This is a genomic window from Pseudooceanicola atlanticus (assembly GCF_000768315.1).
Classification (GTDB): Bacteria; Pseudomonadota; Alphaproteobacteria; order Rhodobacterales; family Rhodobacteraceae; genus Pseudooceanicola; species Pseudooceanicola atlanticus.
On sequence record NZ_AQQX01000004.1, the window covers coordinates 77,555 to 89,866 of the forward strand.

11 protein-coding genes are annotated in these 12,312 nt (G+C 66.8%); 5 read left to right on the top strand and 6 right to left on the bottom strand.

All coding sequences use genetic code 11. From position 1 onward, the window contains the following. Nucleotides 1-7 precede the first annotated feature (7 nt). The 5 genes from biuH to atzF are packed head-to-tail and all read left to right on the top strand — an operon-like array spanning nucleotide 8 to nucleotide 5,147. Nucleotides 8-712, top strand: coding sequence for a biuret amidohydrolase (gene biuH, locus ATO9_RS11505; protein WP_052418263.1), 705 nt, complete (start codon nucleotides 8-10; stop codon nucleotides 710-712). Then, nucleotides 709-2,265: an ABC transporter ATP-binding protein gene (locus ATO9_RS11510; protein ID WP_052418264.1), complete on the top strand. Its 1,557-nt coding sequence runs from the start codon at nucleotides 709-711 to the stop codon at nucleotides 2,263-2,265. The genes biuH and ATO9_RS11510 overlap by 4 nt, the downstream gene beginning before the upstream one ends. Continuing rightward, nucleotides 2,262-2,933 carry a cysteine hydrolase family protein gene (locus tag ATO9_RS11515; RefSeq protein WP_043748933.1) on the top strand — a complete coding sequence of 224 codons (672 nt, stop codon included), beginning with the start codon at nucleotides 2,262-2,264 and terminating at the stop codon, nucleotides 2,931-2,933. Before ATO9_RS11510 ends, ATO9_RS11515 begins: the two co-directional genes overlap by 4 nt. Nucleotides 2,934-2,937: 4 nt before the next feature. Next, nucleotides 2,938-3,309 (top strand): cupin domain-containing protein, encoded by a 372-nt coding sequence (locus tag ATO9_RS11520; RefSeq protein ID WP_081979545.1) that lies wholly within the window; start codon nucleotides 2,938-2,940, stop codon nucleotides 3,307-3,309. A gap of 11 nt (nucleotides 3,310-3,320) precedes the next feature. Next, entirely contained in the window at nucleotides 3,321-5,147 is a 1,827-nt protein-coding gene (gene atzF, locus ATO9_RS11525) for an allophanate hydrolase (protein WP_043749719.1), read from the top strand. A gap of 24 nt (nucleotides 5,148-5,171) precedes the next feature. On the opposite strand, the gene ATO9_RS11530 is transcribed toward atzF, so the two are convergent. From ATO9_RS11530 to queA, 6 genes are all read right to left on the bottom strand, one after another. Beyond that, a complete protein-coding gene (locus tag ATO9_RS11530; protein WP_043748935.1) occupies nucleotides 5,172-5,819 on the bottom strand; it encodes a glutathione S-transferase family protein in 648 nt (215 codons plus the stop codon). 163 nt (nucleotides 5,820-5,982) lie between these two features. After that, nucleotides 5,983-7,161, bottom strand: coding sequence for a diaminopropionate ammonia-lyase (locus ATO9_RS11535; RefSeq protein WP_238318732.1), 1,179 nt, complete (start codon nucleotides 7,159-7,161; stop codon nucleotides 5,983-5,985). Between the two features lie 145 nt (nucleotides 7,162-7,306). Next, nucleotides 7,307-8,698 carry a dihydrolipoyl dehydrogenase gene (lpdA, locus tag ATO9_RS11540; protein WP_043748939.1) on the bottom strand — a complete coding sequence of 464 codons (1,392 nt, stop codon included), beginning with the start codon at nucleotides 8,696-8,698 and terminating at the stop codon, nucleotides 7,307-7,309. Nucleotides 8,699-9,048: 350 nt separating this feature from the next. Further along, a complete protein-coding gene (locus ATO9_RS11545) occupies nucleotides 9,049-9,621 on the bottom strand; it encodes a DUF924 family protein (protein WP_043748940.1) in 573 nt (190 codons plus the stop codon). 86 nt (nucleotides 9,622-9,707) lie between these two features. Then, the gene (locus ATO9_RS11550; protein WP_043748943.1) at nucleotides 9,708-10,994 is read right to left on the bottom strand and encodes an MFS transporter; all 1,287 of its coding nucleotides are present in this window, start codon (nucleotides 10,992-10,994) and stop codon (nucleotides 9,708-9,710) included. A gap of 111 nt (nucleotides 10,995-11,105) precedes the next feature. Continuing rightward, nucleotides 11,106-12,152, bottom strand: a complete 1,047-nt coding sequence (gene queA, locus ATO9_RS11555; protein WP_043748946.1) for a tRNA preQ1(34) S-adenosylmethionine ribosyltransferase-isomerase QueA — start codon at nucleotides 12,150-12,152, stop codon at nucleotides 11,106-11,108. Between the last annotated feature and the right edge of the window lie 160 nt (nucleotides 12,153-12,312).

Consider the following 12,312-nt stretch of genomic DNA (forward strand, 5'->3'; position numbering starts at 1 on the left):
GCCCGAAATGAACGACATGTCCGACACGCCCGCCGGCACCACCATTGCCTCCACGCCCTATCCCTGGCCCTGGAACGGCGACCTGCGCCCGGAAAACACCGCGCTGATCATCATCGACATGCAGACCGATTTCTGCGGCCCCGGCGGCTATGTCGACAGCATGGGCTACGACATCAGCCTGACCCGCGCGCCGATCGAACCGATCAAGGCGTTGATGAAAGCGTTCCGCGACAAGGGCTACATGGTGATCCACACCCGCGAAGGCCACCGGCCCGACCTCGCCGACCTGCCCGCGAACAAGCAATGGCGCTCACGCCAGATCGGCGCAGGGATCGGCGATCCCGGTCCCTGCGGCAAGATCCTCACCCGGGGCGAACCGGGGTGGGAGATCATTGATGACCTCGCCCCGCTCCCGGGCGAGGTCATCATCGACAAGCCCGGCAAGGGATCCTTCTGCGCCACCGACCTGGAGATGATCCTGCGCCTCAAGGGCATCGACAATATCGTGCTGACCGGCATCACCACCGATGTCTGCGTCCACACCACCATGCGCGAGGCCAATGACCGTGGCTTCGAATGCGTGATGCTGACCGATTGCTGCGCCGCCACCGATCCGAAGAACCACGAGGCCGCGATCAACATGATCCACATGCAGGGCGGCGTTTTCGGCGCAACGGCCCTGTCGACCGACCTGCTCGCGGTGCTGCCGTGAGAGACGCGGCGCCCCTCGACGCGCCCGGCACGGCCGCCCCGCATCGCGGCCGCGCCATCGGCATCGAAACCGTCGGCATGACCATGCGCTTCGGCGCCTTCACCGCCCTCGACGACGTGTCGATCGAGGTGAAGCCGGGCTCGTTCCACGCGCTGCTGGGTGAAAACGGCGCGGGCAAGTCGACGCTGGTGAAATGCATCATGGGGTTCTACCACGCCAGCGCCGGCAACCTGCTGGTCGACGGGTTCGATGGCGATATCGGCGACCCGCGCGACGCCCATGCCAAGGGGCTGGGCATGGTCTACCAGCATTTCACCCTGGTCCCCGCCCTCACCGCCGCCGAGAACCTTGTGATCAGCCGCGCCGACGTCCCGGCCATCGTCAACTGGGACCGGGAACTCGCCGACCTGACCGCCTTCATGGAGGCGATGCCCTTCAAGGTGCCGCTGACCGAACCCGTCCACCGCCTTGCCGCCGGCGAAAAACAGAAGCTCGAGATCCTCAAGCAGCTCTACCTGGGCCGGGGGTTCCTGATCCTCGACGAACCGACCTCCGTGCTGACCCCGGACGAGGCGGACGAGGTGCTGGGCCATGTCCGCAAGCTCTGCGAGGCCGGGGACCTGTCGGTGCTGATGATCACCCACAAGTTCCGCGAGGTGACCGCCTTTGCCGACGAGGTGTCGGTGCTGCGCCGGGGCAAGCATGTGGGCAGCGGACGCGTCGCCGACCTCAGCCATGCCGACATGGCCGCGATGATGATGGGCGATGCCAAGCCCGCCGCCCCCGCGCCCCGTGCCGCGACCGAAGGCGCCACGGTGCTGGACCTGTCCGGCATCCGCGCCCGCGACCGCTCCGGCCTCAAGGAGATCGCCATCGACGCTCTGTCGGTCCGGGCCGGGGAAATCGTCGGCATCGCCGGGATCTCCGGCAATGGCCAGATGGAGCTGATGGAGATCCTGACCGGCCAGCGCCCGATGACCCGGGGCAGCATGCAGGTCAACGGCGCGCCCTATCGCGCCAGCCGCGCGCAATCGCGCCGCCTGAAGGTCCGATACCTGCCCGAGGAACCGCTGCACAATGCCTGCGCCCCCCGGATGAGCGTCGCCGAGAACATCGCCTTCCGCAGCTTCGAGGCGCGCGGCGACGACACCCGTCTGTGGCTCGCCAATGGCGAGATGCGCCGCCGCGCCGACCACCTTGTCGCCGATTACAAGGTCAAGACGACCTCGGTCGACAGCCCGATCGCGGCCCTGTCGGGTGGCAATGTCCAGCGCGCCGTGCTGGCCCGCGAACTGGACGGAGAGGTCGACCTGCTGATCATCTCAAACCCCTGTTTCGGGCTGGATTTCACCGCCGTGGCCGAGATCCGCGCCCGCATCATGTCGGCGCGCAACACCGGCACGGCCGTCCTGCTGATGAGCGAGGACCTGGACGAGATCCTCGAACTCTCGGACCGCGTCTGCGTCATGTCCGAAGGCGCGCTGGTCTACGAATGCAGCGCCGCCGAGGCCGACATCGCCACCATCGGACAACATATGGGAGGTCACGCATGATCTTTGACGCCCGCCCCTTCGGGCTTTCGGCCGATCCCGCCACCACCGCGCTGATCGTGATCGACATGCAGCGCGATTTCATCGAACCGGGCGGCTTCGGCGCGTCCCTGGGCAATGATGTCAGCCTATTGCAAGCGATCATCCCCGCCACCGCGCGGCTGATCGCGGGCTGCCGCGCCGCCGGTATTCCGGTGATCCACACCCGCGAATGCCACCAACCCGACCTGTCCGACTGCCCGCCCGCCAAGCGCGACCGCGGCAACCCGGACCTCCGCATCGGCGATCCCGGCCCCATGGGGCGTATCCTGATCGCCGGCGAACCCGGCGCGCAGATCATCCCCGAACTGGCCCCGACACCCGGCGAAAAGGTCATCGACAAACCCGGCAAGGGCGCCTTCTACGCCACCGACCTGGGCGAATACCTGGCCGGGCTGGGTACGAAGACGCTGATCTTTGCCGGCGTCACCACAGAGGTCTGCGTGCAGACCACCATGCGCGAGGCCAATGACCGCGGGTTCGACTGCCTGCTGGCCGAGGACGCGACCGAAAGCTATTTCCCCCGCTTCAAGCAGGCCACGCTCGACATGATCCGCGCCCAGGGCGCCATCGTCGGCTGGACCGCCAGCGTCGACGAGATCCTGTCGGCCCTCGCCCCGGTCGGGGCCTGACCGCATGACCGAGACACAGACCGATCCGCAATCGGCACTCGACCCGGTGATCGTGACCGACCTCCTCAAGGGCGGCTGGCGCGACATGGCCTTCGCGCCGTTCCGCCCGGGGATCGAGATCTGCACGATCCATGCCGGCCCGCCCCACGTGGCGCTGCTGCGCTATGCCCCCGGCGCCGGTGCCCCGCGCCACCGCCATGCGGGGCTGGAAACCATCCTTGTTCTCGACGGAAGCCAGAGCGACGAGAACGGGCATTACGACACCGGAAGCCTGGTGCTGAACCCCGAGGGCAGCATCCATTCCGTCCGGTCCGACGAAGGCTGTGTGGTTCTGATCCAATGGACCCGCCCGGTCGAATTTCTGGAAGGCGAATGAAGATGGATGCAATGACAAGTCTCACCCCCGATCTGGGGATCAAGACCCTGCACGAGGGCTATGCGAACGGGGCCAGTCCGGCCCGCATGATCGACGCGGTCTATGCCCGGATCGAGGAAGTCGGGGATCCCGGCATCTTCATCACCCTGCGCGACAAGGCCGATGTCGTGGCCGAGGCCGCCGCCCTGCCCGCCTTCGATCCCGTGGCCTATCCGCTCTGGGGTATCCCCTTCGCGTCAAAGGACAATATCGACGTAGCGGGCCTGCCCACCACCGCCGCCTGCCCCGCCTTCGCCTATGACGCCACCGAAGATGCCTTTGTCATCGCCCGGCTGCGCGCCGCCGGGGCGCTGGTCATCGGCAAGACCAATCTCGACCAGTTCGCCACCGGGCTGGTCGGCGTCCGCAGCCCCTATGACATCCCGCGCAATGCCATCGACCCCGACATCGTGCCCGGCGGGTCCTCCTCCGGCTCGGCTGTGGCGGTGGCGCAGGGGATCGTGACCTTCGCGCTTGGCACCGACACCGCGGGATCGGGCCGGGTGCCCGCGGCGCTCAACAACATCGTCGGGATCAAGCCGACGCTGGGCCTGCTCAGCGCCAGCGGCATGGTGCCCGCCTGCCGGACGCTCGACACGATCTCGATCTTCGCCACCGGCATCGCCGATGGCTGGCAGGCGCTGACCGTCGCCTCGGGCCATGACCCGGCCGACAGTTATTCGCGCCCCCTGCCCGCGCCCGCGCTCGACATGCCGCCCGTGCCGGTGATCGGCGTGCCCGATGCCGCCTCGCGGGAATTCTTCGGCGATACGGTGCAAGAGGCCGCCTTCGCCGCCGCTCTCGACCGCCTTGCGGCCCTCGGCGCGCAGATCGTCGAGGTCGACCTGGCCCCCTTCTATGCCGTGGCCGAGATGCTCTATTCCGGGGCCTGGGTCGCCGAACGCATGGCCGCGATCGAGGAGCTGATGCGCACCAACCCCGACGCCGTGCACCCGGTGACCCGTCAGATCGTCGGCGCGGCGGATGACCTGAGCGCCGCGGATGCCTTCCGCGGCATCTACCGGCTGATGGACCTGAAACGCGCCACCGAACCGACGCTGAACCGGATCGACATGATGAGCGTGCCGACGATCCCGACCTTCTATTCCCGGGCCGACCTGGACGCAGACCCGATCGGGCCGAATTCGCGGCTGGGCACCTATACCAACTTCGTCAACCTGCTGGACATGTGCGGGCTGGCCGTGCCGACCGCCCCGCGCAGCGATGGCCGCCCCGGCAGCGTCACCCTGCTGGCACCGGCGGGCAAGGACGGGCTGCTGGCCAGCTGGGCCGCCGCCATCGAAACCGACGCCGCGATCAGCCCCGGCGCAGGCCTGTCGCGCCCCGCCCCGCTGGTCACCGACGCCACCTCTCCGGGACCGGAGGAGATGCTGGTCGCCGCCGTCGGCGCGCATATGTCGGGCCTGCCGCTCAACCACGAACTGACCGACCTGGGCGCCCGCTGTCTTGGCCCCGCCCGGACCGAAGCGGCCTACCGGCTGTTCCGCCTGCCCGGTGGCCCGGTGCCCAAGCCCGGCCTGCTGCGCGACCCCGATGGCACCCCCGACGGCGGAACGGAGATCGAGGTAGAGCTCTGGGCGCTCGACCGTGCCGCCATGGGCCGCTTCATGGCCGGCATCCCCTCCCCGCTGTCCATCGGCACGATCGGCCTGGCCGACGGGCGCAGCTGCAAGGGGTTCCTGGTCGAGGCCGCGGCGGTTCAGGGGGCCGAGGATATCTCTGCCCATGGCGGCTGGCGCGGCTTTCTTGCCGCCCAGCAGGCCACCGCCCCGGCCTGATCGCCAGGCACAAGACCGTCCCGGTCACACCGGGGCGGTTTCGTCCGCGAACAGCGCCATCTGGTCCGCATAGGCCTTTTCGAAGGCGGGCCGCGCGATCGCCCGGGCCATGTAGGCGCGGCAGGCATCGTGCCCCTCCAGCGCGTCGAACCGGTCGATCAGGCGGAACACATCCGCCATCAGGATATCGGCCACCGAAAACGTGCCCGTCAGCCACTCCCGCCCGTCCAGCAACTGGTTCATATGGGCCAGCCGCCCGGCCAGGAACCGTTCGATGATCGCGCGGCCCGGTGTTTCCTGCTGGTCATCGGAAAACCGGTAGAGCACCCAGGGCAGCCCGGCCATCTCGACCGAGTTCAGCGCGGCAAACACCCATTGCGTCACCGCGCTGCGCCCGGCCGGGTCGCGAGGCATCAGCACCTCGCTCTTTTCGCCCAGATGCAGCAGGATCGCACCGCTTTCGAACACGACCTGGTCCCCGTCCTTGATGTAGGGCACCTGCGCGAAAGGGTGATGCGCCAGGTGATCCGGGCCGCGGTCCTTGAACGGGGTCGTCTCCACCCGGTAGGGCAACTCCGCCTCCTCCAGCGCCCATCGGACGCGCAGATCGCGGACATAGCCGCGTGGCACTTCGGGCACCCAGTCATAGGTCGTGAGGATAAGTTCCGACATCGCGCGTCTCCCGGTTTTGCCCCAGCAAGCGCGCTGTCGCCGCTCAGGTCAAGCGTCAGCCCCCCGGCACCCGCGGATCGGCAGGCCCCTGCGACGGGTCCAGCCCGTTTGCGCGCCACGACCCGTCCCACGGCACCGCATCGGGTAGGCCCGGTTCACCGGCTCAGACCTCGGGATCGTTGCCCGCGATGATGCTGCGATACAGTTCCGGATCGGTCGCGCCCTCGCTGCCGAAGACCAGGATGCGCGAATTTTCGTTGATATCCAGCGACATGCGCCGCTCCGGCTCCCGGCAGCAGGCCTCGGCCGCAGCCAGCCCCGCCACGGCGGATTCGCCGGCCACGATGGACATGTCCGACAGCCGCCGCATCCAGCGCGGCACTGTGGAATCCGGCAGCCCCACCACCGCATCCGCATGATCGCGCAGGATTTCCCAGGCCAGAAGGGACACCTCTCCGCAGGCCAGGCCCGCCATGATCGTGTCCAGATCGCCCTGGACCTGGACCGCCTTCCCCTTGCTGTAGCTCGCCACCCAGCAGGCCGCCTGCAACGGATCGGCCAGCACGACCAGCGGGCGTTCATTGCCGAACCGCCGCTTGTAGAGCGCGGCCACCGCCGCCGCCATGCCGCCCACGCCGGTCTGCAGGAAGATATGCGTCGGCGGTTCGTCCAGCGCGTCCAACGCCTCCTCCGCCATGATCTCGTAGCCCTGCATGACGTCGCGCGGCACCTCCAGGTAACCCGGATAGGAGGTGTCGGAGACGATGAACCACCCTTCCCGCGTCGCGGCCTCCTGCGCCTCGCGCAGGCTGTCGTCATAAGTGCCGGTGATGCGCCGCACCTCGGCCCCGTAGCGCCCGATCGCCTCGCGCCGCGCTTCCGAGACATGGGCATGGATGTAGATCACGCAGCGTGCCCCGAACCGTTCCGCCCCCCAGGCGACGGACCGGCCATGATTGCCGTCGGTCGCGCAGCAGACGGTGATCTCGCCGGCTTCGGGATGAGCCTTCTCGATGACCTCCTGCATGGTGACCGGACGGCCCAGCCGGTCGCTCAGCTGCGACTGCAGCAGACGCGCCACCGCATAGGCCCCGCCAAGCGCCTTGAACGACCCAAGGCCAAAGCGCGGCGCCTCGTCCTTGTACCAGACCTTGGCGACGCGAAACTCCGTCGCCACCTCCGTCAGTTCGTGCAAAGGCGTCGGCGCATAGCCCGGCCAGCCGGTAATCGCCTCGCGCGCCGCCATCAGCCCCGCTTCGGACAGGATCGCGTTCTGCGTCTCTGTCCATTCCGCGTCGACCCGGCCCAGCCGGTTCGCGACAAAAATGGTGTCCCTCGCCAAGATCGGCTCCCTTCCGAAAACGGCAACGCGGGCCTCGGTGGGCCCGCGTCTTCTGGTTTTCGAAACAGAGTTTCAAACTTTTCCGAAACTTGCAATCATTCCGGGAAAAAACTGAGTGTTTCTCTCAGAGCCTTCCCGTATCCGATCAGAAATGGATCGCCCGTCCATAGGCGTCCAGAACGGATTCGTGCATCATCTCCGACAGGGTGGGATGCGGGAAGACCGTGTTCATCAGGTCCTCTTCCGTGGTCTCCAGCGCCCGGCCGACGACATAGCCCTGGATCAGTTCCGTCACCTCTGCCCCGACCATGTGGGCGCCCAGAAGCTCCCCGGTCTTTTCGTCGAAAACGGTCTTCACCATGCCCTCGGATTCGCCCAGGGCGACGGCTTTGCCGTTGCCGATAAAGGGAAATTTGCCGACCTTGACCTTGTAGCCCTGCTCTTTCGCCTTGGCCTCCGTCAGGCCGACACTGGCCACTTGCGGGTGGCAGTAGGTGCAGCCGGCAATCGCCTCGGGGCGCACCGGATGCGGGTGCCCGCCGGCGGCCAGTTCCGCCACCATGACGCCTTCGTGGCTAGCCTTGTGCGCCAGCCAGGGCGCGCCCGCGATGTCGCCGATCGCATACAGCCCCTCGACGCCGGTGCGACAATATTCGTCAACCACAACGTGTGTCCGGTCGATCTTTACGCCCAGCTCTTCCAGGCCCAGGTCCTCGACATTGCCGACGATTCCCACGGCCGAGATGACCGTGTCGAACTCCATCTTCTCGACCTTGCCGCCGGTTTCGACATGGGCCGTGACCTTGCCCTTGGCGCGGTCCAGCTTCTTGACCGCGGATTTCTCCATGATCTTCATGCCCTGCTTTTCGAACTGCTTCTTGGCGAAGGCGCTGATCTCGGCATCCTCGACGGGAAGCACGCGGTCCATCACCTCGACCACCGTGGTGTCGGCGCCCAACGTGTTGAAGAAGCTGGCGAATTCGATCCCGATCGCACCCGACCCGATGACGAGAAGCTTCTTCGGCATCCGTGTCGGGTTCAGCGCGTGGCGATAGGTCCAGACCAGGTCGCCATCGGCCTCAAGCCCCGGCAATTCGCGGGCGCGGGCGCCGGTGGCCAGCACGACATGCTTGGCCGACAGCTCTTCGGTGCCCTTGTCAGTCTTGACCGACACCTTGCCCTTGCCCGTCACCTTGGCCGTGCCCATCACGACATCGACCTTGTTCTTCTTCAGCAGGTGCTTGACCCCACCTTCCATCTGCTTGGCCACGCCGCGCGACCGGCTGACGACCTTGTCGAGGTCATAGTCGATCTTGTCGGCGCTCAGCCCGAAATCCTTGGCCCGCTCCATCAGGTGGAACACCTCGGCCGAACGCAGCAGCGCCTTGGTCGGAATACAGCCCCAGTTCAAACAGATACCGCCCAGGTTCTCGCGTTCGACCACGCAGGCCTTCAGGCCCAGCTGGGCCGCGCGGATCGCCGCGACATAGCCCCCGGGCCCTGCCCCGATCACCAGGAAATCATAGGTTGCCGCCATGGTCGCGTCCTCCGTCCGACAAGATAGTTTGACGTTAAACTATTTTCTGATCGCCCTCAACACGGCATTCATGGCCCGCATCGTTTTGCCACGTTTGCCCCCTGAATGCCGGGCATTGCCCAAGTTATGTGGCCTCGCGGCCCGGGCTGTCCAGCCTTTGGTTCTGAGGGGGGGATCGGTTCGTGGCGCCCGAAAGCTGCTATGGAAACGAACCACGATCAACGCGATCCGTCTGCATCCCGCACCGAGGGCAGCGCCGTCCCGCGGGGACGCGCCAAGGCGCCGCCCGGCTTATCCGCCGGACGGGACGTCGCTATCAGCTGTTCAGGAAACCGGCGAAGGCCAGATCGTCAGGCCGCGCCTTCCAGCGCCCGCACGGTGCTCCCGTAGCCGCCTTCGTCCAGATAGGCCTTCTCCCCCGCCGTTGCGCGGCGCGACAGCGCCTCGTTGCGATAGGGGAAGCGGCCGAATTTGCGGATCACCTCGCGATGCGCCTTGGCATGCAGCAGGTTGGCTTCCGCCTCCATCCGCTCTGCGATCAGGCGCACGCAGCGGTCCTGGTCGGTCAGGCTCTCGGAATGCATCAGCGGCAGGTAGAAGAATTGCCGCGCCGGTTCGTCGATCTTCAGGTCCCAGCCCCGGTCGATGGCGCGCTTCGTCACCGCCAGCGCCAGCGGGTCGCTGGAGAACGCCTTGCCCTCGCCCCGGAACATGTTGCGCGGGAATTGATCGGTCAGGATCAGGTAGGCCAGCGCGCCGCTCGGATAGGTCAGCCACAGGCCATAGGCGCCGTCCATGGCCGCCTCCCAGGCCGCGCCGAAACGGTCGCGGATCTCCTGATCCAGCGCCTCGCCGCCACCATACCAGCCCTCCGGGCCGGTCTCGTCCAGCCAGAAATTCAGGATCTCCTCAGGGCTTACCATCTGTTCCTCCTCGGGTCGCGCACCTGAAGCCAGTGTCGCAAATCCTTTACAGATCGCAACGTCAAATCAGACCAGTTTCGACGCTATCATGCCGCATCCGATGTATTTTTTTCGGCCTCTGCCGCTTCCTCCGCGGCTTCCTCGGCCGCTTCGACCGCCCATTCCTGGGCGGCTTCCAGGGCGACCGGGGTCGCGGACATCATCACCGGGGCATAGGCGTTGCTGTCCTCGACCGACGGTGCCGGGCGCTGCGTCATCCGGTAGCCGGCATAGGCGGCCATGGCAAAAAGCAGCGCGCCGATGAACACCCAGAACCCCGCAGGGCCCATCACCGTCATGATGTAACCGGTGACGATCGGCCCGGAAATCGCGCCCAGACCGTTCAGGAAGATCAGCCCGCCCGAGGCCGAGGCCATGTCCTCAAGCTCGAGGAAGTCGTTGGCATAGGAGATCAGCAGCGAATAAAGCGGGTTCGACATGCCCCCCACAAGGAAGGCCGCGATCATCAGCCCGGTCAGCGTGCCGAAGAACATGCCGATCACCGCGCCCAGGGCGCCGATGATCGCCACGATCATGATCAGCTTGCGCCGGTCCATCCGGTCCGACAGCCAGCCCAGCGGATATTGCAGCACCGTCGCGCCGACATAGAAGGACGCGATGAACATCGAGATCTGCGTCAGGCTTAGCCCCGCTTCGGAGCCATAGACCGCCGCCATGCCGAACTGCGCCGAAAACGCGCCGCCCAGCAAGAAGACCCCCACGCAGGACAGCGGCGACACCCCGAACAACCGCTTCAGCGTCATGGGTTCGGTGCGTTCAAAGGCCGGCGTCGGTGAAATCGACAGCAGGATCGGCGCGAAGGAGATCGAAACCAGCACCGAGGGGATGACGAACAGGATGAAGCCCGACGGGTCGCCCACCAGCAGCAGGCCCTGCGCCGCGACGATGCCCAGCATCTGAACGATCATGTACATCGACAGCGCCTTGCCCCGGTTCTCGTTCGAGGCGGCGTTGTTCAGCCAGCTTTCCGCGGTGACGTAGACGCCCGAGAAACAGAAGCCGATTATCACCCGCTCCAACGTCCAGACCCACGGGTTGGCCCAGACCGGATAGAGGATCAGCACGGCCGAGATGAACGACCCCAGCGCCGCAAAGACCCGCACATGCCCGACGCGGCGGATCATTTCCGGCGCCATGCGCGACCCGCCGAGGAAGCCGAGGAAGTAGGCCGACATGACGATCGACATCTCGAAGGTCGAAAACCCCTCGATGCCGCCGCGCACACCCAGCAGGGTCCCCTGCAGGCCGTTGCCCACCATCAGCAGCATCAATCCAAGAAGCAGCGCCCAGGCGGATCCCAGTACTTGCAGCATCGTCTTTCCTTTCCTGGCCCGCTCCCCGCTATGCCCCGAAAGGACCAGCCACGGTGCCATGCGTCATGTTCATGCGCGACATTCGATGTCGTCCCACTGGCACAGGGGTGGTTAAGGGATCAACAGCGATGCGTCGCCGTAGGAGAAAAATCGGTATTGCGTGCCGACCGCATGTTCGTAGATCCGCCGCACCCTGTCCTGCCCCATCAGCGCCGAGACCAGCATCAGCAGCGTCGATTTCGGCAGGTGGAAATTGGTCATCAGCGCATCGGTGACGTGGAATTCGAAGCCGGGATAGATGAAGATGTCGGTCTCTCCGCGCCAGGGCTCGATCCGGCCCGACCGGGCCGCGCTCTCGATCAGGCGCAGGGCGGTGGTGCCGACGGGGATCACCCGGTGGCCGGCCTCCCTGGTGGCCGCGATCTCGGCCGCGGCCTCGGCGGTGACCTCGCCCCATTCGGCATGCATCTTGTGGGTGGTGACGTCCTCGACCTTCACCGGCAGGAAGGTGCCCGCGCCCACATGCAGCGTGACATGGGTCATCTCCACGCCCCTCGCGGCCAGCGCCTCAAGCAGCGGGGCGTCGAAATGCAGCGACGCTGTCGGCGCGGCCACGGCGCCGGAATTGCGCGCCCAGACCGTCTGGTAATCGTCCTTGTCCTGCTCGTCGGGGGCACGCAGCGCGGCGATATAGGGCGGCAGCGGCATCGCCCCGGCCTCGGCCAGGGCGCGGTCGAAATCGTCGCCGGTCAGGTTGAACTTCAGCTCGCCCTGCCCGTCCTTCTTGGCCACAAGCTCCGCGCTCAGCTCGGGCGAGAACCGGATCACCTCGCCCTCCCGCACCTTCTTGAGCGGTTTGAGCATCGCCATCCAGTGACCCTCGGGGGTGGGTTCCAGCAGGGTCGCCTCGATCCTGGCCTCGACCGGCCCCTGCGCCGAAGACCGCCCCCGCACGCCCCCCAGCCGCGCCGGGATCACGCGGGTATCGTTCAGCACCAGCCGGTCACCGGGGCGCAGCCAGGTGACAAGGTCGGTCACGACCTGGTCATGGATCGCGTCCCCTTCGGCCACCAGCAGCCGCGCCGAGGATCGCGGCCGCGCAGGCCGCGTCGCGATCAGCCCCTCGGGCAGGTCGAAATCGAAATCGCTCAGTTGCATCGCATCTTTCCCGTCACGGCTCTCGCGCCCCCATGTCGGGCAAAAGCGGGCGGGGTCAAGACCCGGAGGGGGAATAGGCGGAGCAGATCGTCACCCCGCCTCTCGCAAGAAAGCGGCGATCCCTCCGGTCGCGCCCGAGCCATGCCAAAGGTCGCTCACC